General features: G+C 66.4%; 19 protein-coding genes. 10 read left to right on the top strand and 9 right to left on the bottom strand.

Translation table 11 applies throughout. The features are described 5' to 3' along the window. Nucleotides 1-34: 34 nt before the first annotated feature. Nucleotides 35-1,717 (bottom strand): bifunctional protein tyrosine phosphatase family protein/NAD(P)/FAD-dependent oxidoreductase, encoded by a 1,683-nt coding sequence (locus A3862_RS15280; protein WP_043761338.1) that lies wholly within the window; start codon nt 1,715-1,717, stop codon nt 35-37. A 215-nt stretch (nt 1,718-1,932) separates the two neighbouring features. Here A3862_RS15280 and A3862_RS15275 point away from each other — a divergent pair, with 215 nt between their 5' ends. Both A3862_RS15275 and A3862_RS15270 read left to right on the top strand, forming a co-directional pair. After that, the gene (locus A3862_RS15275; protein ID WP_043758665.1) at nt 1,933-2,718 is read left to right on the top strand and encodes a sulfite exporter TauE/SafE family protein; all 786 of its coding nucleotides are present in this window, start codon (nt 1,933-1,935) and stop codon (nt 2,716-2,718) included. 140 nt (nt 2,719-2,858) lie between these two features. After that, nucleotides 2,859-3,743, top strand: a complete 885-nt coding sequence (locus A3862_RS15270) for an MBL fold metallo-hydrolase (RefSeq protein ID WP_043758666.1) — start codon at nt 2,859-2,861, stop codon at nt 3,741-3,743. An 88-nt stretch (nt 3,744-3,831) separates the two neighbouring features. Here A3862_RS15270 and A3862_RS15265 read toward each other — a convergent pair whose 3' ends face one another. After that, a complete protein-coding gene (locus A3862_RS15265; RefSeq protein WP_043758667.1) occupies nt 3,832-4,632 on the bottom strand; it encodes a pentapeptide repeat-containing protein in 801 nt (266 codons plus the stop codon). 185 nt (nt 4,633-4,817) lie between these two features. Here A3862_RS15265 and A3862_RS15260 point away from each other — a divergent pair, with 185 nt between their 5' ends. Then, nucleotides 4,818-5,492 (top strand): Crp/Fnr family transcriptional regulator, encoded by a 675-nt coding sequence (locus A3862_RS15260; protein WP_043758669.1) that lies wholly within the window; start codon nt 4,818-4,820, stop codon nt 5,490-5,492. A gap of 312 nt (nt 5,493-5,804) precedes the next feature. Then, nucleotides 5,805-6,080 carry a hypothetical protein gene (locus A3862_RS31080; protein ID WP_124262977.1) on the top strand — a complete coding sequence of 92 codons (276 nt, stop codon included), beginning with the start codon at nt 5,805-5,807 and terminating at the stop codon, nt 6,078-6,080. A 339-nt stretch (nt 6,081-6,419) separates the two neighbouring features. Here A3862_RS31080 and A3862_RS31075 read toward each other — a convergent pair whose 3' ends face one another. After that, the gene (locus A3862_RS31075) at nt 6,420-6,809 is read right to left on the bottom strand and encodes a hypothetical protein (protein WP_124262976.1); all 390 of its coding nucleotides are present in this window, start codon (nt 6,807-6,809) and stop codon (nt 6,420-6,422) included. Between the two features lie 611 nt (nt 6,810-7,420). Here A3862_RS31075 and A3862_RS15250 point away from each other — a divergent pair. The 4 genes from A3862_RS15250 to ppk2 all read left to right on the top strand — a co-directional run bounded on the left by A3862_RS15250 (nt 7,421) and on the right by ppk2 (nt 13,443). Next, complete coding sequence (locus tag A3862_RS15250) at nt 7,421-8,035, top strand: hypothetical protein (protein WP_335645376.1); 615 nt, start codon at nt 7,421-7,423, stop codon at nt 8,033-8,035. Nucleotides 8,036-8,251: 216 nt separating this feature from the next. Continuing rightward, nucleotides 8,252-9,370 carry an efflux RND transporter periplasmic adaptor subunit gene (locus tag A3862_RS15245; protein ID WP_111473701.1) on the top strand — a complete coding sequence of 373 codons (1,119 nt, stop codon included), beginning with the start codon at nt 8,252-8,254 and terminating at the stop codon, nt 9,368-9,370. Nucleotides 9,371-9,374: 4 nt separating this feature from the next. Further along, nucleotides 9,375-12,557, top strand: coding sequence for an efflux RND transporter permease subunit (locus A3862_RS15240; RefSeq protein ID WP_111473700.1), 3,183 nt, complete (start codon nt 9,375-9,377; stop codon nt 12,555-12,557). Nucleotides 12,558-12,600: 43 nt separating this feature from the next. After that, nucleotides 12,601-13,443 (top strand): polyphosphate kinase 2, encoded by an 843-nt coding sequence (gene ppk2 / locus A3862_RS15235; RefSeq protein ID WP_111473699.1) that lies wholly within the window; start codon nt 12,601-12,603, stop codon nt 13,441-13,443. On the opposite strand, the gene A3862_RS31825 is transcribed toward ppk2, so the two are convergent. The 5 genes from A3862_RS31825 to A3862_RS15210 form a co-directional block, all read right to left on the bottom strand. After that, nucleotides 13,395-13,649 carry a hypothetical protein gene (locus A3862_RS31825; RefSeq protein WP_205782285.1) on the bottom strand — a complete coding sequence of 85 codons (255 nt, stop codon included), beginning with the start codon at nt 13,647-13,649 and terminating at the stop codon, nt 13,395-13,397. The genes ppk2 and A3862_RS31825 overlap by 49 nt on opposite strands. Nucleotides 13,650-13,777: 128 nt before the next feature. Next, on the bottom strand, nt 13,778-14,281 hold the full coding sequence (locus A3862_RS15225; RefSeq protein ID WP_075380660.1) for a hypothetical protein: 504 nt from the start codon (nt 14,279-14,281) through the stop codon (nt 13,778-13,780). 16 nt (nt 14,282-14,297) lie between these two features. After that, nucleotides 14,298-15,515, bottom strand: a complete 1,218-nt coding sequence (locus A3862_RS15220) for an acetate/propionate family kinase (protein WP_111473698.1) — start codon at nt 15,513-15,515, stop codon at nt 14,298-14,300. A gap of 3 nt (nt 15,516-15,518) precedes the next feature. Further along, on the bottom strand, nt 15,519-15,698 hold the full coding sequence (locus A3862_RS15215) for a hypothetical protein (RefSeq protein ID WP_075380662.1): 180 nt from the start codon (nt 15,696-15,698) through the stop codon (nt 15,519-15,521). 60 nt (nt 15,699-15,758) lie between these two features. Next, nucleotides 15,759-17,171 carry a cation:proton antiporter domain-containing protein gene (locus tag A3862_RS15210; protein ID WP_111473697.1) on the bottom strand — a complete coding sequence of 471 codons (1,413 nt, stop codon included), beginning with the start codon at nt 17,169-17,171 and terminating at the stop codon, nt 15,759-15,761. 444 nt (nt 17,172-17,615) lie between these two features. On the opposite strand from A3862_RS15210, the gene A3862_RS15205 reads away from it, so the two are divergent. After that, nucleotides 17,616-17,981: a hypothetical protein gene (locus A3862_RS15205; protein WP_043758683.1), complete on the top strand. Its 366-nt coding sequence runs from the start codon at nt 17,616-17,618 to the stop codon at nt 17,979-17,981. Nucleotides 17,982-18,245: 264 nt separating this feature from the next. Further along, on the top strand, nt 18,246-18,479 hold the full coding sequence (locus tag A3862_RS15200) for a hypothetical protein (protein ID WP_043385796.1): 234 nt from the start codon (nt 18,246-18,248) through the stop codon (nt 18,477-18,479). Nucleotides 18,480-19,248: 769 nt separating this feature from the next. Here A3862_RS15200 and A3862_RS15195 read toward each other — a convergent pair. After that, a complete protein-coding gene (locus A3862_RS15195) occupies nt 19,249-19,581 on the bottom strand; it encodes a hypothetical protein (protein WP_124262975.1) in 333 nt (110 codons plus the stop codon). Between the last annotated feature and the right edge of the window lie 290 nt (nt 19,582-19,871).

Raw genomic sequence — 19,871 nt, 5'->3', positions numbered from 1 at the left:
GCGCCAGCCCGTAGGCGGGCACCGGCCTCCCCGATCAGGCGGTCCGTTCGGCTCGCTGCGGTTTCGCCATCCACTCTCGGCCCTTCAGCATAGCCTTCCAGTACAGCGGGGGCAGCATCCGTTCCTTGAGCAGCCACGCCACGCGGCTCGGCTTCGTGCCGTCGATCAGCCAAGCCGGGAAGCTCGGCATCAGCGTTCCGCCATATCCGAATTCCGCGAGCAGAATCTTTCCGCGCTCAACCGTCAGGGGGCACGACCCGTAGCCGTCGTAGGCGACCTCGGCCCCGCGCAGATGCCCCATCTCGACGAGGAGATTGTGGGCTACGACCGGGGCCTGTTTGCGCGCGGCGGCGGCCGTCTTGGCATTGGAAGCGCCGATCGCATCGCCCAAGGCGTAGATCGCGGGAAAGCGCGCGTGGCGCAGGCTCGCGGGATCAACGGCGATCCAGCCGGCCGCGTCGGCGAGCGGGGACGCACGGATGAAATCGGGCGCCTGTTGCGGCGGCACGACGTGGATCATGTCGAAATCGGTCTCGATCGTCTCGCAGATGCCGGTCTCGGTCTGGCGGGAGAACCACGCGCGCTTGGCGGGGCCGTCGATCCGCGTCAGCGTATGGCGAAAGTTCAGGCGCGCATCGTAACGATTCACATAAGTCATCAATGCGGGGACATAATCCTCGACGCCGAACAGCGCCGGACTGGCCGTGTAGAATTCGACGTCGATATCTTTGAGCCGGCCCTGGCGTAGCCAGTGATCGGCCGAGAGATACATCGCCTTCTGCGGGGCGCCGGCGCATTTGATCGGCATGGGCGGCTGCGTGAACAGGGCGCGGCCGGCCCGCAGGGTCTGTACGAGTTCCCAGGTGTAGGGCGCCAGATCGTAGCGGTAATTCGAGGTGACGCCGTTCCGCCCGAGGGTTTCGGTCAACCCCGCGACACCGGCCCAATCGAGCGTCAGACCGGGCGCGACGACGAGTCGATCGTAGCGCACAGTTTGGTGCCCCTCCAGGATCACGGTGTTCCGATCCGGCTCGAAGGCAGCCACAGCGTCCTTGATCCAGCATACGCCTGTGGGAATCAGCGAGGCCATGGTCCTGGCTGTGACGGCGGGCGAAAAGATTCCGCCGCCGACCATGGTCCAGCCTGGCTGGTAATAGTGCACATCGGCGGGCTCGATCAGCGCGATGTCGAGATCGGGCTTGCGCGCCTTGAGACTGGCCGCCACGGCGATGCCGCCGGCCCCACCGCCGATGACGACCACGCTGTGGAACAGATCGGCCGATGCCTTCCGGATGCGGCCGCCCGCGGCGATGCGCCCGACAACGCCGGACAGGTCGTAGCCGGCTGCCTTCGCCGTTGACACGATCTCCGGCAGAGGACGGCCGCGGGCCGCCTCGTCGAACGACCACAGCGTCGCCGAACGCATTCCCGTGCGGCAATAGGCGAGGAGAGGCTTGGGCAGCGCCGCGCGCGCGACGCCGAATGCCGCCGCGTTCTCGTCGGAGACCTTGCCGGACACGACGGGCAGATCGTGGGCCTCGAGCCCCGCGGCGTGAGCAGCGGCCTCGATCTCCGCGAAATTCGGCTGATCCACGCCCTCTCCGTCCGGGCGATTGCAGATTACGGCCCGGAAGCCGGCCTGCGCGATATGCACGAGATCGGCAGGAAAGATCTGCCCCGCGACCGACAGATCCGGCGTCAGGCGCTTTGATTCCATCGTCGCATCCATCATTCTATATTATACGTATATGATAAGCTGAATCGATAAGATCACACATTGACAGCAGCGGCAACGGATCGCCATATGCGCGGAGAGACTCTGGCTCGGGCCTCTCGATATATTCTTATGTGAAATGAACGACGGCTCAGGGCGCGTCCTGCCCTGCCACCCGTCGGATGTCGGTTTAGCGGAAGATCGGAGAGACACTGCAGATGAGTGCTCTTCCTGCTGTTCTTTCCGGCGCAGGGGTCGGATTTACGCTCGGGCTGATCGGCGGCGGCGGCTCGATCCTGGCAACGCCGCTGCTGCTTTACGTGGTGGGCATTGCCCAACCGCACCTCGCCATCGGGACAGGAGCGCTCGCGGTCGCAGCCAACGCGTTCCTGACGCTCATCGGGCATACCAGGGCCGGCAACGTGCGCTGGCGCTGCGCCCTTGTCTTCGCCCTCGTCGGCATCCTGGGCGCCCTCGTCGGGTCATCCCTGGGCAAGGCCGTGGACGGACAGCGCCTGCTGTTCCTCTTTGCGCTTCTGATGGTAATCGTCGGCATCCACATGCTGCGGGGCCGGACACGACAGGAGGGCTCGGCCGAGCCGGTCGGCTGCGGCCCGACACCGAGCGGAAGAGTGGTGGGCATCGCCTTTGCCGTCGGCATGCTATCGGGATTCTTCGGGATCGGAGGCGGGTTTCTGATCGTGCCGGGCCTCGTCTTCGCGACCGGCATGCCGCTCATCACAGCGGTCGGCACCTCGCTGCTCGCGGTCGGCGCCTTCGGCCTCGCGACCGCGCTGAATTACGCCCTGTCGGGCCTGGTCGATTGGGCGGTCGCGGGCGAGTTCATAGCCGGCGGACTTGCCGGCGGCGTCCTCGGCATGCGCCTTGCCAACCGACTCGCCGGCTACAAGGGCGCGCTGAATACAGTCTTTGCCACCGTGATCTTCGGCGTCGCCGGCTTCATGCTCTACCGCAATGGCAGTGCCTTCGCCGCGGCTCCGTGAGCGTTGCGGGCGCGGGACTTGCGCGGGGCCGGGCTGGCGGGCGCCAGCCCGGCCGCCACGTCCGCTAAGATCCGCATCTGCCGCAGCCAGATCCGCCACGCGTCAATCCCGGAACGCCCGACGCCGACAGGAGAGATCACATGACCGAACCCGTCATCCGCGCCTTCTTCGATGAGCCCACCAATACGGTGAGCTACATCGTGGCCGATCCCGAGACCAAACAGGCCGCCTTCATCGATCCCGTGCTCGACTACGACCACAATGGCGGCAGCGTCGACACGCGCTCCGTCGCGGCGATGCTGAAGGCGGCCGAGGAGGCGGGCTTCTCGGTGGTCTGGACGCTGGAGACCCACGCCCATGCCGATCATCTGTCCGGCTCGCCCTTTGTGAAGGCGAAGACCGGCGCGCGGATCGGCATCGGCGAGCACATCAAGGACGTGCAGAAAATCTTCCGTCCGGTCTTCAATGCCACGGACCTGAAAACCGATGGCAGCGATTTCGATTGCCTCTTTGCCGACGGGGAAACCTTCCACATCGGCAATCTCGCCGTCGAGGTGCTCTACACGCCCGGCCACACGCCGGCCGATATCTGCTATCGCATCGGCAACCATGTCTTCGTCGGGGATACGCTGTTCATGCCCGATTTCGGCACCGCGCGTGCGGATTTCCCCGGCGGCGACGTACACGCCCTCTACCGCTCGATCCGCAAGCTCCTCGCGCTGCCACCCGAGACGGTCTTGCATCTGTGCCACGACTACAAGGCACCCGGGCGCGACGTGTACGCCTGGGAGACCACGGTGGGCGAGCAGCGCGCACGCAATGTCCACGTGAAGGAGGGTGTGACCGAGGCGGAGTTCACCGCGATGCGAACCGCCCGCGACGCCACGCTTGCGGCGCCGCGCCTGCTGCTGCCGTCGATCCAAGTGAACATCCGCGCCGGCAAGTTCCCCCCGGCGGAGGCGAACGGCGTCCGCTACCTGACCATCCCGGTCAAGCTGAAGGGCGGGGCCGAGGCCGGTCTGTAACTTCGCGCCGGGCTCGTGAGCCCGGACGGCCAACGGCCTCCGATGCCTCGATCCACGGAGCCGGCCGGAGCGGCCGCCGATCGGAGCTTCACGGGGAAACCCGGGTGACGGCGCGGTCGGCATTCACGCGTTGGGCCCAGCCTTTGGCGCTGGCCTCGCCCTTGAGGTCGAGCAGTTTGGCGCCGCTGACATCGACGTTCTTGAAGTCCGCGCCGGCGACCGTGGCACCGGTCAGGTTCGCACCGGACAGGTCCGAGCCCATCAGCACCACGTCGGTCAGGTCGGCATCCTTAAGGTCAGCATATTCCAGGCGCGACCGCCCCAGGTCGGCCCCTTTGAGATTCGCCCCCGAGAGGTTCACCGAAGTGAACACCGCCCGCATCAGGCCCATGGACTGGTTCCTGATGTCGGCGCCGCCCTTGAGGTCAACCAGCATCCCACCGCTCATATTGGCGCCTTTGAAGTCGCCGATCGGCGTGGATCGGCTGAGATCGGCGCCGCTCAGGTTGGCATCCCGGGCGGTGATGCCGAACATCCTCGCGTCGGCGAGTTTCGCGCCGGAGAGATCGGCTTTCAGGAACCACGCCTGTTCGAGGTTCGCCCCGCTGAGATCCGCCCCGCGGAGATTGGTGCCGTTCAGGCGCGCCGTCCGCAGGTTGGCGCCCCGGAGGTTCAGCCCGGACAGGTCGAGGCCCGACAACGCCTTGTCGTGCAGGTCGAGGGGCTTGCCGTCCGAGGCCCTGATCATCGCCTCGATGTCGGCGCGGCTCATCTCTGCCTTCGTCATCGCGGGGGAGGCCATGTCGGCTCCGAGCAGCAGATCCTGTTCGGCCGCAGCAGGGCCGGCGGCAAGGGCAGCGATCATGAAGCTGAAGGCGAGACGGCGCATCGGTTCACTCCCGGCAGACGCCACGCAACGCTGGCGTCCATATCGTGTTCAGTGTGCCGCAATGCTATCCCGAGCCGCCGCGCCCGGTCGGTGACCCCGGTCACACAAGTCCGACGTGGCGGGAGAAACACGCACCACGTGCCGGACGATCAGCCCGTCGTCACGGCCGGAGAACGACGCCAGCCATGACGGACGCGCAGAAGCTCGAGCGCTGGATCGCGCGCTTTCCTCCGATTCAGGCGCTCAGTTCCGCGCATCTTCAGATCGCGCGGGGCACCGTGCAATTCCCGGTGCTCGAGGCCGGCGCGACGGCCTACGAACTCCATGGCGAGTGCGCCCACTACCTGATGTGTCTCGAAGGACGGACGCGTATCTTTCGCATGTCGGAGAGCGGGCGTGAGGTTCTGATCTACAAGGTCGGGCCGGGCGGCACCTGTGCGCTGACGACGCAGTGCCTTCTGTCCGGCGGCACTTTCCCGGCCCAGAGCGTGGCCGAGGAGAGAACCGAACTCGCAGCCCTTCCGGTTGGCACATTCCAACACCTGAGGGGTGAAAGCGCAGCCTTCCGCAGCTTTGTTCTCGGCGACTACACGCGGCTGATGACCGGCCTGTTCACGCTGATCGACGAGGTCGCGTTCTCGCCGCTCAAACAGCGGCTCGCCCAGCGGCTGCTGTCCGAAGCCGGTCCGCAGGGCGTGGCCGCGGTAACCCACCAGAAGCTCGCGGACGACATCGGTAGCGTGCGTGAGGTGGTGAGCCGCATCCTGGCCCAATGGGCCGAGGCCGGTCTGATCGCGTTGCGACGGGGTGCCGTCGAGATCGTCGACCGAACCAGCTTGGCAGCGGCCGGCCGGCGGTGACCTGCCGGGCCATTCGGATCAGCCTGGCAGTCGGGCCCTGCGGGACGGACCGGCCGCTTCCAGTCCCATCCGATGACTTCCTCGCGCTGGCCCGGCACGGGATGTGACCGTCACGCGCCAACGCGTGGCGGGGCCTCGTATCGGCCAGTGCGATCATCGGCGCAGGTTGAACGTCGCACGCGCCCCGATCGCGACGGTCGAGACCGAGAAAAGGTGGATTGAAGACTTCATAAGCGTCGCGACAGCTTGGCCCTGCTCGCATGTCTGCAAGCCCTGGGCGCGCACCGCCTCGTGGAACCGGATAAACACCTCTTGAGTATGCTCGTCCACCCTGATAATAGTTTAATGAAATCGCTTCGAACGGTGAAGCGTAAGGAAAAAATACTTTTGGAGGCGGATATGATTGTATTCGCTGGTATTTTTTCAGCCATGGCAGGCTTCGGCCTACTGCTGGGCCTCGGCGCGATCGAGTATCCTGTGGCGCCCCATATCAGCAGCTATGGCTGGGCCCTCTTCGTGAATGCAGCGGCGATATGTGGTTTGCTGCTGTTCAATCTCTATCATCGTCACAGTCAGCGCTTGCACTGATCCTGTGAGAGACACCCGAATTCGGGTCGCCGGACGAAGCTTGACCTTTGTCTCGCGACGGGCGGGCGTCACAATGCGATCGAATTGGCGCGCCGATCCGGGATCGCTATCGGCCACCCTTGGCCCAGGGCGGAGAGCGGCTTCCCGTCTCGAAGACCGGGCATCCGGCGAGGTCGGGCGGCCGAACGATCCCGTCGGCCGGGCCCCTGTTCCGGCTCGCGCCCTCGTCGCGCTGGAAATGGCTTGGTGGCCCCATCCCCGGGAGTTTCGACGGCGCGCCGTCCGACTTGACCCGTCAGGGAAGTTCCAGGCGCCGCGGATCCCGGCATGTCCCTCTATTCACCGACGGAGGACCTGTACGACCTGACGCGAATCCAGGTCGACGATGACCGCGCGATCATCGAAAGAAATGTAATAGCCGTAGTAGCCGACCGGGTTCAGGCCGGGCATCGCGACGTTCTGGAACGATCCGAGTTCCAGCCATCCCGGAATTTGACTGCCCCGGCCGACGCGCACACCGCTCGGATCGCTATACCGCGGCCCCGTGTCGAAAAGCGTTTGGATCGTGCCGGGTTCGTTGCCGAACATGAGGACATCTTGCTGGGCCAGACGCGGGTTGACCCTGACGATGAGCGGTTGGGCAGATGCCGGAAAGCAGGCGAAGCAGCTTACGGCCGCAAGCATGGCTCCGGACAAGGCCGACAGCGCAGGTGACCGACGAGCAATCATGACGCCCTCCGAAGCCTTGCAGCAAATGCCACGATCAGTACGAATGTTTACATAGAGACAAGCCGAATTTGATGCTTGATGATTTGGGACAATCTTGATGTTTTGGTGTCGGCGCCCTCCCAGCAGCGCCCGGATGTTGCGGGGGCAAGACCGGTCCGCGGCGCCGTTCCGACAGGTTCAAGGCACCCGTCAGACCCCGGCAACGCCTTGCCGAGCGGCGCTGCCGAACGCCGGGATGGCGCGGTCGAACCACATCGGCCGGCATACGATCGCGATCGGAGCCGGAAAGCAGACACGCCATGAATCGGGTGCTCCCTCGAATTCACGACGTCTCACCCGATCAAGCCGCTCACGCGAATGTCTGCAATTTTGAACAGGCTCGCACTGCGTCAAATCCAAAATGGGGCTTGGCCAATACCGCGGAGCGGCCAGACAGGAACCCTGTCGAAAATTGTCCGGCGGGTGTCGCATCCAGCCGCGCGTCCGTTCCGCGTCAGGCATAGATCGAGACGCGAGCCATCGGACGGGCTTCACCGTGAAACACCTTGAAAGGACGACACATCGCCCGAAGGCGCCGACAATAGCCTGACGCTCGGTCGCTGGATCGAACCATGATCACTTCACACCCTCGCATTTCGGAAGGCGATGCCGACGGATCAAATCATCCGAAATCCAATCGCCGCAATCGAATGAAAGGCATCGGAACAAGAATTTTAGCAGAACTAAAGAGTTTTATCGGTATATTTGTTTACTTATGGGTCATATTTGGCATTCTGATCCTGCACGAGCATGCCGTCCTGTCGCGTCACGGCATCGTCTATAGATTTTATGGGCTGGCCTTCCTCAATGCGTGGATCTTGGCGAAGATCATGCTGATTGCCGAGCATTTCGACACCCAGACAGCCGTTCGGAGCGGTCCACTGCTCTATCCGATCCTGACCCGGTCCGGCCTCTTCGCGTTGCTGATGGTCTGTTTCTACGCGCTTGAGGATATGGCAATCGGGCTCTGGCGGGGAAAGACGCTGGTCGACAGCGTGCCGATGATCGGCGGCGGGGGCGTCCTCGGCTGGGCGTCCGTCGTCCTGATCATGACCGTCGCCCTGATCCCGTATTTCACGTTTCGAGAGCTTGGCCGCGTGCTCGGCCCTGGGCGGTTGCAGGCGCTCTTGTTTCGCGACGGGAGTCACCTGGACCTGCCGGATCAGGACAAGGCCGGACGGGGCTGAAGCGCCGGATGTCGCAGCAGCCGCCACGCGGCCAGCGCGCACGACCACGCTCACCCTGGCACGGGGCGTTTCATGCGGGAGCGTCGGTCACGGACCGAAACGCGCTGGGGGAGGCCGCAGCTTCGGCTCGGACGCGTCCTGCTCGATCAAGCGATCCCGCGGAAAGCTGCCAGAATACCACCCCGCAGCCGTGAGACGGTGCGGCAAGGCTTTGCGATGGTCCGCGTCCCCCTTCTCGTGCTGGTTGCCCTGCTGATCACCGGTCCCGGCCCCTCGGCGCGTGGCGAGGGAGAGCCCCCTGCCGCGCTGGCGGTCGGAACGGTGACGGCGCAGCGCAAGGCCTTGGACAGGGCGCTGGACTTCGTCGGCCGGGTCGAGGCGGTGGGGCGCGTCGAGGTGCGCGCCCGCGTGACCGGCTATCTCGAGGCGGTCCTGTTCAAGGAGGGCGATCCGGTGAAGGCAGGGGCCCCTCTGTACCGGATCGAGCGCGATCTGTTCGTAGCCGCCGTCAGGCAAGCCGAAGGCGCCCTGGAGCGCGGCAGGGCGGCGCAGGCTCTGGCCGCCATCCAACTGCAGAGGGCACAGGAGCTGCTCGACCGGAATTCGGGGACCGTCGTTGCCCGCGATCAAGCACGGGCCGCCCTCGATCAGGCGAAGGGCGCCGTCACGGGCGACGAGGCCAATCTCCAGACCGCCCGCATCAACCTCGGCTACACCGATATCACCGCCCCCATCGCCGGCCAGATCGGCCGAACGAGCGTGACGAAGGGCAACGTCGTCGGGCCCGACAGCGGCGTGCTGACCACGATCGTCAGCCAGGACCCGATCTACGTCACCTTCCCGGTGAGCCAGCGCGAGTTCCTGCGCTACCAGCAGGGCGCGAAAAGCCCCGACCGCAGCAAGGTCGGCATCCGGATCCGATTTCAGGACGGATCGGAATACGGCCGGGTGGGACGGGTCGATTTCGTCAACATCAGCGTCGACCGCACGACCGACACGGTCCTGGTGCGCGCCGTCATACCGAACCCGGCGGGCGTGCTGCGCGACGGGCAGCTGGTCCAGGTCGCCCTTCAGATTGGGGAGCCCGAGCAGAAGATCGTCGTCCCGCAAGCGGCGCTCATCGCCGACCAGGGCGGGGTCTACGTCTTCGTCGTCGAGGACGGGCGGGCCGTGACCCGGCGCGTCAAACTCGGTTCCGCCGGTACCGGCCCGGATGCCGTCATCGACGAGGGCCTGTCGGCCGGGGAGCTCGTCATCGTCGACGGCCTGCAGCGGGTGCGGCCCGGAATCACCGTGCAGGCGAACCCGATCGCCCAGTCGGCCGGCAGGATCTGACGCCATGGTCTCGGCGATCTTCGTCGACCGGCCGCGCCTCTCGGTGGTGATCGCGATCGTCACGTCGATCGCCGGAGCGCTGGCGCTGTTCACCATCCCGGTGGCGCAATACCCCGACATCGTGCCGCCCCAGGTCTCGGTGACGACGACCTATCCCGGTGCCTCCGCCGAGGTGGTGGAATCGACCGTCGCACAGCCCATCGAGTCTCAGGTCGTGGGCGTCGACAAGATGATCTACATGAAGAGCGTCAGCGGCAACGACGGCAGCTACACGCTCACCGGGTCCTTTGAACTCGGCACCGATCCGGACATCAACGCCGTCAACGTCAACAACCGGGTTCAGATCGCCTTGGCCAAGTTGCCCGAGGACGTCCGCAAGCAGGGCGTCACGGTCAAGAAGAAATCTTCCGCGCTGCTGGGCGTGCTGGCGGTCTACTCGCCCCAAGCTATGCAGGACCCGCTCTTCATCTCGAATTACGTGACGATCAACCTGCTCGACCGCATCAAGAGCACGCCCGGCGTCGGCGACGCGACCCTGTGGGGGCCGCAGGATTATGCGATGCGGGCCTGGGTGCGGACCGACCAGCTCACCGGTCTCAACCTGACCACGGGCGATGTCATCGCAGCGATCCGCACGCAGAACGTGCAGGCTCCCGTGGGCCGGATCGGCGCACGCCCGATTTCGGACGAGCAGCAGCTCCAGCTCAGCATCCAGACGCAGGGGCGCCTGAACTCCGCGGAGCAGTTCCGCAACGTCATCCTGCGCACGAATCCGGACGGGTCCGTGCTGCGGCTCGGGGACGTCGCCCGCATCGAGCTCGGCGCCGCCAATCTCGACCGCGAGACACGGCTGAACGGGAGCCCCGCCACGGTGGTGGCGATCTACCAGTCCCCCGGCGCGAACGCCCTCGCGACCCTGAAGGAAGTCCAGGCCCGGGTCGGCGCGCTGGCCAAGTCCTTCCCCGAGGGGCTCGCCTGGAAGGTCACCTACGACCCGACCACCTTCATCACCGAGACGGTGCGCGAGGTCCGCAAGACCCTGATCGAAGCCTTCGTGCTCGTCGTCGTGGTGGTGTTCCTGTTCCTCGGCAGCCTGCGCGCGACGCTCATCCCGACGCTCGCCGTGCCGGTGAGCCTGATCGGGACCTTCATCGCCCTGAAGGCGGTGGGCTACTCGGCGAACTCCGTCTCGCTCCTCGCCCTGGTGCTGGCCATCGGCATCGTCGTCGACGACGCCATCGTGGTCGTCGAGAACGTCGAGCGCGTGATGGAGGAGCATCCCGATCTCTCCCCGCGGGAGGCCACCAAGCGGGCGATGGCCGAGATCACGGCGCCGATCATCGCCATCACCCTGGTGCTGCTCTCGGTCTTCGTGCCGGTCGCCTTCGTCCCCGGCATCTCCGGCGAGCTCTTCCGACAATTCGCGGTCGCCGTCGCGGTCGCGATGCTGATCTCGGCCGTCAACGCGCTGACCCTGTCGCCGGCTTTGTGCGGCGTGCTTCTGCGGCCGCATCAGGGTCCCCGCCGCGGGATCATGGGCGTCGTCATGCGGGCGATCGACCGGGTGCGCGACGGCTACGGTGCCGTGGTGGCGCGGATCGTGCGCTTCTCGGTGATCGGGCTCGTACTCGCCGGCGCGGCCGCCTACGGCGCGCTGCAGCTGGCCAAGATGACGCCCACCGGCTTTCTGCCCGAGGACGATCAAGGCGCCTTCTTCGTCGTGGTGCAGCTGCCCGAGGGCGCCGCGGTGGGACGCACCGCCGAGGTGGTGGCGCATGCCGAGGCGATCCTGCGGCAGGAGCACGTGGTCGCCGACACGACATCGGTGATCGGCCTCAACTTCATCGACAACTATTCGCAGGGCAACGCGGCCTTCCTGGTCGTGACCCTCAAGCCGTTCGAGGAACGCACCGGAGCCGCGGACGGGGCGGCGGCCGTGATCGCCCGGCTCGGCCGTCAGTTCCGAGACATCCCGGGCGGGACCGTGGTGCCCCTGGCGCCGCCTCCCGTCATCGGCCTCGGCACCGGCGGCGGCTTCGCCTACGTCCTGGAGGACCTGCGCGGCGGCGATCCGAAGGACCTCGCCCAGGTCGTGCGCGGGCTGATCGTGGCGGCGAACGACGAGCCGAAGCTCAACCGCGTCTTCAGCACGTTCTCGGCCACGAACCCCTCGGTGTTTCTCAACATCGACCGCAACAAGGTGCAGATCCTCGGGGTGCCGCTGGAGAACGTGTTCCAGGCGCTGCAGGCCTCGCTGGGCGGCTATTACGTCAACGACATCAACCTGTTCGGCCGCACGTGGCAGGTGCAGGTCCAGGCCGAGGCCGCCGATCGCACGCGGATCGACGACATCTACCGCATCAACGTGCGCAACAAGGACGGCGAGATGGTGCCGCTGCGCTCCCTCGCGGAAGCGCGGATCGTGGTCGGACCGCCGGCGCTGATCCGCTACAACAACCTGCGGGCGGTCACCGTGCAGGGCTCTCCGGCGCCGGGCATCTCGTCGGGCCAAGCGCTCGCCGCCATGGAGGCGGTCGCGGGCCGCACCTTGCCGGCGGGGTTCGCGGGCGAGTGGACCGACACGGCGTTCCAGGAGAAGCGGGCCGAGGGCAAGACCGCGATCATCCTCGGCTTCGCCGTCCTGTTCGCATTCCTGTTCCTGGTCGGCCTCTACGAGAGCTGGACGATCCCCGTCCCGGTGCTGCTGTCGGTCACCGTCGGGATCCTGGGCGCCTACGCGGCGATGGTGTGGGGCGGGCTCACCCTCGACCTCTACGCGCAGATCGGCATGGTGGTGCTGATCGGACTCGCAGCCAAGAACGGCATCCTGATCGTCGAGTTCGCCAAGGAGCAGCGCGATCGGGGCGTGCCGCTCCACGAGGCGGCGACCGAGGGCGCGCGCCTGCGTTTCCGGCCCGTGATGATGACCTCCTTCGCCTTCATCCTCGGCCTGTTTCCGCTGGTCATCGCCGCCGGCGCCTCGCAACTCGCGCGGCGCAACGTGGGGACGCCCGTCTTCGGCGGAATGATCGCCGCGTCCTTCATCGGGATCTTCGTGATCCCGCCCCTCTACGTGCTGTTCCAGAGCCTGCGTGAGCGGGCCTGGGGCCTTCTGGGCGGGAACGGGACGCGGCACGACGCGGCGGCGGAGCCGGCCGGAACGCAGGAGCACATGCCGGCCGAGTGACCGTGCGCGGTCGAGCCGGGCAGGATGAGGAGGCTGGGCGGTGATGGACGATGCGACACGGGCACAGGAGCCCGAGACCGACGACGAAGCCACCGACGAGGGGCTGGCGCAGCCCAAGCTCAAGCGCAAGGCGTACGAGCGGGAACTCCGCGCGCTGCAGGTGCAGCTCTGCCATCTGCAGGACTGGGTCCGGAGATCCGGCGCGCGCATCGTCGTGGTCTTCGAGGGACGTGACGCTGCCGGCAAGGGCGGCACGATCAAGGCGCTCACCGAGCGGGTGAGCCCGCGGGTGTTTCGCGTGGCCGCGCTGCCGGCCCCCTCCGACCGGCAGAAGACCCAGATGTTCATTCAGCGCTACATCGAGCACTTCCCGGCGGCCGGCGAGATCGTGATCTTCGACCGGAGCTGGTACAACCGCGCGGGCGTCGAGCGCGTCATGGGGTTCTGCAGCGACGCTGAATATCGCCGCTTCCTCGATCTGTGCCCGCGGATCGAGCGCTTCATCGTGGGCGGCGGAACGCAGCTGATCAAGTTCTGGCTCGAAGTCGGCCGGAAGGAGCAGAAGCGCCGCTTCCTGGCCCGGATCGATGCCCCTCTCCGGCAGTGGAAGCTCAGTCCCATGGACCTCGAGTCCTACAGTCGCTGGTACGACTACTCGATCGCCCGGGACGAGATGTTGGCGGCGACCGATATCGATGAGGCGCCCTGGCATATCGTCCGCTCAGATGAGAAGCGGCGCGCCCGTCTCAACTGCATCGCCCATCTGCTGAGCCTGATCCCCTACAAGGAAGTGAAGCGCGAGGCCGTGATCTTGCCGAAGCGCCTCAAGGACAAGGCCTACGATGACACTCTCACCAAGGGGCATTTCGTTCCGGAACTGCACTGAGGTGAAGCCGCGCGCCCGGACATCGACCCTTCAAAGCCGGGCGCGGCCTTGAACTCTTCGAGCCGGGCGATCGAGACATCGAAACGGGCCCGCATCGCCTCGTCACGCGTCGCATCCCGCTGCGTCTGGAGCTTCAGGATCTCCGCGTCGATCTGGTCGCCGTTCAGCTCCTCGACGGAGAGAACCCGCGCGGCCAGGATCGTCACCCGCTTCGCCGTGACCTCGGCCAGCGCTCAGCAACGCGAAAAGATCCGGGAGCGCAGGTCGTTCACCCGCTGAGGTGGCGGTCTGTGTCCGCTGCTCGGTCATGATCGCCATCCCGGGGCGTCCTGAATCACACGTGAAGTTTTTCCCAGGTCAGGAAGAAACCAACATCGCCCGGCATGCCGTCGGGCCAGTCGACGATCATCGCCGACAAGCCATAGCCGAGGGGGCGCAGTCGCTCGCGCCAGAACTCGTATGCCTGCCGGGGCCGCCCGGTCAGGGTGTCGGGCCAGTCCGCCTCGGCATTGTTGATGGCTCGCCCGCTGTCGGTGCACATCGCGTTCGGGAAACGCATGACCAGCAACTCGTTCTTGCCCTGCTCGGCCGCGACCCGGAGCTTGTGCAGGAGAGGCCGCGTGATCTCCTGGACCTTCTCGGGCGTGAGCTCGATGGTCTTGGACAGAGTCTTGATCAGCTCGGCCCGCGCCTGGCTCGCTTGGTCCTCGGCCTTCAGCGCCTTCATGGCTTTGGCGGCCTTCAACTTGGCCGTGTAGGCACCGAGTTCGGCGGCCGACATGAAGGTCTCGTCGGCGAGTTCGAGATCGGCCGGCGACCTGGTTCTCACGGCGTCCATGGCAAGCTCCCGTTGTTCAAAGCGCCGGCTGCGGCCGGCTGCTCCTGGGCCGAGACAACACGGCGCGCGTGCCGCGCGCGATCATCAGTTCCTCGTCCGTCGGAATGACCCAGGCGGTCGGCCCGGGACCTCGGGTCACGCGGGGGCCGCCGGAGGCGTTGGCCGCGTCGTCAAGTTCGAATCCCGCCCATGCGGCACCCCGCAGGACCTCCGCACGGGTGGCGGCGTCGTTCTCGCCGATGCCGGCCGTGAAGATGAGGGCGTCGATGCCGCCCAGTGCGGCGACGAGGGAGCCGAGTTCACGACCGATCCGGTAGACGAACAGGTCGATGGCTCGGCGGGCATCGGGCTCGCGCGCCGCGACGCGGCGCAGCGTGCGCATGTCGTTCGAGATCCCCGACACGCCGAGCAGGCCCGACTGCGTGTAGAGCATGCGCTCCGCCTCGGCCGGGCCGAGCTTCATCTCGCGGAGCATGTAGAACACGATGCCGGCATCGAGGCTGCCGCAGCGCGTCCCCATGGGCAGCCCGTCGAGGGCGGAGAAGCCCATCGTGGTGGCGACGCTGGCGCCGCGGTTCAGCGCACACAGGCTGGCGCCGTTGCCGAGATGGGCCACGACCACGCGTCCAGCCGCCAGGGCGGGATCATACTCCGCCAGCACGGAGGCAATGTAGGCGTAGGACAGGCCGTGGAAGCCGTAGCGGCGCACGCCGCCCTCGATCATCGCGTTCGGCAGGGCGAAAAGCCGGGCGATCTCCGGTTGACCGGCATGGAAGGCCGTGTCGAAGCAGGCGACCTGGGGCAGATCGGGAAAGCGCCGCCGAAAGATGCGGATCGGCTCGAGATTGTGCGGCTGGTGGAGGGGAGCCAGCGGCACGAGGCGCTCCAGGGCCTCCAGGACCTCCGCAGTCACGCGCACGGGCTCGCAATAGGTCATCCCGCCATGGACGATCCGGTGCCCGACGGCGACCAGATCGAAGCCGCCACTGTGCGCGCGCATCCAGGCGGCCACGCGCAGGAGCGCGTCCTCGTGGCCGAACGCCCCGTCGCTGCCGAAGTCCTCGTCGGCCACCGTCGTGCCGGTCCGATCACGGATCCGCAGATGGGGCGCTTCACGGAGCCCCTCGAACAGGCCCCGGAAGATACGCTGCGGCTCTTCGCCATCGCCGAGGGTGAAGACTTGGAACTTGAGGCTCGACGAGCCCGCATTCAGGACGAGCAGGACCGGGGTCATCGGCTAGACCTTGGGCATCAGACGCGCCGCCCGCTGCCCGGCGACGAACAGGGAGGCCACGGCGCAGGGATGGGCGACCGCCACCCGAAGCTCCGGCAGCGCCTGCGCGGCCGTGATCAGCCGATCGTCCTTCTCGTGGCGGCGCGTGTCAGACGATGGCCGTGCGGGAGCCAAAGTCGGCATCGTGAATTCTCCTGGCGGGAGAGACAGTACGCCGCTTCGCCAGCGCCCCCTTGAGCGAGATCAAGGATCAGGCGCCCTCGCTCTCCGAAGCGCACCGCAGTGTATGGCGTCACCGGTCGCCCGCTTGATCGGCCGAGACAGCATGTGGCCCCTGTCGGCGCGCGACGCTCCGTTCAGGGGCCGTCTCAGGACCGGCCGAAGGAGCCTTGCCGGCTTGCGCCGGATCGGCGGCGCGGCGCGGCGCGGCGCGGCGCGGCGCGGCGCGGCGCGGCGCGGCGCGGCGCGGCGCGCGAAGGCTGCGGAGAGCGCGTTCGCGGTCAAGCCGTGCGCGAGGATGCTGAGGATGATGGTGGCCGCGACCGTCGTCGTCAGGACCTGACGTCCCGGAAGATCGGCCGCGAGCACGATGACGGCGAAGACCACGCTGGCGAGCCCTCTCGGACCGAACCAGCCGACGAACAGCTTGCCGTCCGTCTTCAGGCCCGTGCCCGTCAGAGCCAGCCAGACCGGAAGCATGCGGATCACGGTGAGGCTCAAGACCGCGTAGACGATGACCGCCCAGGTCAGCCGCTGCGGGACCTGCGCGATCACGACGGCCCCGAAGAGCACCCAGGTCGACAGGGCCAGGACGTCGCCGGCCCCCTCGGCCGCGCAGAGCAGCTCGTGCTTGACCACGCGGTGCCGCGCCATGCCACCGGCGACGAGGCCGCCGACGAAGGATGCAATGAAGCCGCTGCCGCCCAGAGCCTGCGCGGCCGCGAACGCCGTAAGCGCGAGCGCCACCGCGGGGAGTTGCCGCCAAGCCGAGCCGATCCAGCCGCGATTGCCGGCATAGCGCAGGGCCCCGACGCCCAGAACGGCCAACCCGCCGCCTACGACGAGGCCGACACCGATCTCCGTGCCGAAATGGTGGACCGCAAGATCCAGCGGGGGCCGCCCCGGATCGGATCCCGCGGCGAGCGTCAGGAAGATCAGAAGGACCGGGACGCAGATGCCGTCATTCAGGCCGCTCTCCACATTCAGCCCTTCGCGCACTGGGCCCGGGAGGTCCGGATTCGTGACCACTGCCTTTCCGAAGGCCGCATCCGTCGGCGCCAGGATCGTCGCGAGAAGGGCGCATTCGAGGAAGCCCAATTCCGGGAATAGAATGGTACCGACCAGGAAGCCGAACAGGATTGTAAGCGGCAATCCGATGAGCAGGAGACGTCCGGGGATCGCGTATGAGCGTCGCAGCACGCCGAGGTCGGCTTTGGCGGCATCCGTGAACAGTACGAGGGCCAGCGTGAACTCGGCCAACCGTTGAAGAAGATGGGCCTCGGCGTTCACCGTGATGATGCGCAACCCGGCCGGCCCTGCAGCGAAGCCGAAGGCGGCGAAGATCACGGCGCCGGCCAGTGGACTGCGCTCCAGCGGGACCGCCACGAGGCTGTAGGCGAAGACGAATGCGAACAGGACCGCGATGGTCTGGTACATCAACAAAACCGATGGAGCCGCCGTTGTCTTGCGGCGGTGACCGTTGTCGGATTACGGTTTTGACATTCCGGAAAGCGTATTTATCGGGGACATGATTTGATTTAGGTCAAGGCGCGAGAAAAATTGTTTCGCAATTTGGAAATGACAGCGCAGGAGCTGGACTTAAAAAATTTCGCGTGAAACACGATAATAAGTTTCTTTCATCAGCCTCATAAGCCAGTCGCGATCGATATTCCGGCTCCGCTTGAATCGTTTCATTTGGCAATGTGCCGCTTCGAGCGCGGTGCGGAAAAATTCGGATCGACCGCGTTTTCGACGGCGGGAGGACGGACACTCTGAGGTCAGCCCCCGCCGAGATGGCGGGAGGGCAGCCCGGATCGATCCGGATGCCTCACCGGGCCTGCGTCGGAACGCTATCTGCCCGTAGCCAGGAAGGCGCGTCAGATGTCGCGACATCATACCGGCCGGATATGCCTGCTGGCTCTGATCGCGCTTGCGCGCACGGCAACCGCCCAGGAGCTTCGCTCGCCGCTTATGGACCGCGGAAATTCCGTGATCCAGGAAAACGCCGCGTCTCTGATGCCCACGCTGCGCGGGCGGCATCTCTATGCCGATCAGGGTGTGCGCGTCGGGCGCGTCCGCGAAGTCAGGGTCGGGCAGGACGGGACCACGCTCCTGGCGATCGTCGCCCGCCGGCGCTTGTTGGGAGGCGGAGAGATCGGCATTCCTGTGTCCACTCTCAGCCAAGTCGGCCCTGTGCTGACCATGCGGGGTACGCGCGACACCATTCGGGCCATTCCACCGTTGTGAGACGGGGATGGATCAGTTCTCGATGCCCATCGGCGCGGCCCGCTCGACCGAGCGCGTGCAGTCGATTTTCGGTCCGGCGAAAGCAGGGCGCGACTTCGGACGACAGGGAAGCGTAGCCCGTATGGGAGGCCCATGAGCCGAAGCACGCGGATCCGGCGGATCCTCTCGGCGGCCCGGGAGGCGAAAGTTCGATCGTTGCGCTGGATCAAAGACTGGGACGCCGGTGTTCCGCCAAAAGGGCAATCCTGAGGGAGGGCCCTGCCGATGCGAGAGCAACTGCGCGACGCCTACAACGTGTTTTGCCGCAAGCATAAGCCAGGCCTGTGCTGCGCCGTGCGCGAGGACCGTCCGGTTCCGAGCTTCCTCGACGCGGAGAGCTGGGCATTCGGCTACACGGTCCGCAGCAAGTCGGATGGGCCGGTCAGTTTCCAGTCCAAAGCGGCCCAGGAGGCGAATAGCCGCCTCGGCTTCTATCTTTTCCACGACGTCTGCGCCTGAGCCCTGCGGAGAATGGGCACCGCCCGGGGCGATGATCCGTACCGACACGGACTTGGCCGCACATCGAACATCGTCAGATGCCGGGCGCGCACAGGACCGGCACAACAAGAGCCGGCCATCGTACCGAAGCGGCTGAGCCCGATCGCCGAGCACGGACACAACGCCGTTCGGCATAATCCGCGATGACGCGCCGCTATAGAGGGGCGACCGAAGCGGCCCCGTCGACCCTGTATCGAGAGAGTGCCCCTCGGGGTTGCGCTTGAGCGTCGCACAAGCCTTGGCGGCAACGGCGCCGATCATGTCCCGTCTGCAGAGCCTTCAGAGCCCTGGCACGAGCCGGCTTTCCCACGCCCGCCTTCGTATTGAAGTCGGTCGCACCGTGATCGCCCGCACGCCCGCAACCAGCGCGCGACGGGTCGCGATCAGGCGGGGCGGTCGTGCGCAGGGATGCCGTTTGCTTGAGACGCTGCCTCTTCAATGCAGGTCGATTGAAAGCGCACCGACGAATGCCGATAATTCACGAACAGATCCCACCGGGAGTGGGACTTTTCCGCTGAAAATCTCGAGACACCACACCGTCTGCAAGATGTCCTGTCCAGTGCAACGCGCCCGCAGATCGCAGAGACGAGCATCGAGACCCAGACCATTCTGCGCCCGCGGCTTGAGACCGGCCTGTCCGCGGCGTCTGCCCAAGCCCTGGCCGACCTGACGCGTGTCCAAACCGCAGCCTCTGCCAGCGGCCTGATTTCTGCGCCACTGCGCTCACGATCTACGGGCCCGTCCCGTCACCAACCACAACGGTCAAGATCGGACCCGTCGAGACCTCCGTGAACGGCCGTTCGAGGCTGGCGAGGAGATCCGCGATGACATCGTCGAGTTCGGAGGCTGCGGTACCGTAGAGCTGAAAGGCGCACCGGTGCGCCGCACGCGCGGTGGGATCAGAGAGGTGGGCCATGGCGGCTGCCTCGGACCGGCCTTTCTGTCGAAGCGTCGCGGCAAGTTGGCGATACAGGGCCAAGACGTCGGCACCGACGCGGGCGGCTTTGGACTGCACGACGGCCTGATCGATATCGGCTGAAGGTGATGCAATTTTGCCTGTCACGGGCCCCTCCGATTATTGTATATGCAACCGATCCAAATATTCTCGCGCTGATCGGCACCGAATTTTATTCGTCGAGACTGCATCGATTGCATATCCCGAACCCGTCTGCACGCGTGCCATCGACGGTTCGGACGAACCGGCCGAGAGCCGTTCGAAGCCGGGCCGCTCTGTCCCGCGTCAGGAGAATTTTCTGCTCGACGACCGACGTGCAGGCCGTCGGCGCGAAGCGCCGCGATTCCTGCAACCGGGCCTGCGGGATGAGGCGCACATGCGCCGCACCCGTGCACCCC

Origin of the sequence: Methylobacterium sp. XJLW (assembly GCF_003254375.1) — a bacterium.
In the GTDB taxonomy this organism is placed as follows: domain Bacteria; phylum Pseudomonadota; class Alphaproteobacteria; order Rhizobiales; family Beijerinckiaceae; genus Methylobacterium; species Methylobacterium fujisawaense.
The sequence above is the reverse complement of the archived record's forward strand: the minus strand, read 5'-3'. Positions and strand labels throughout refer to the sequence as shown.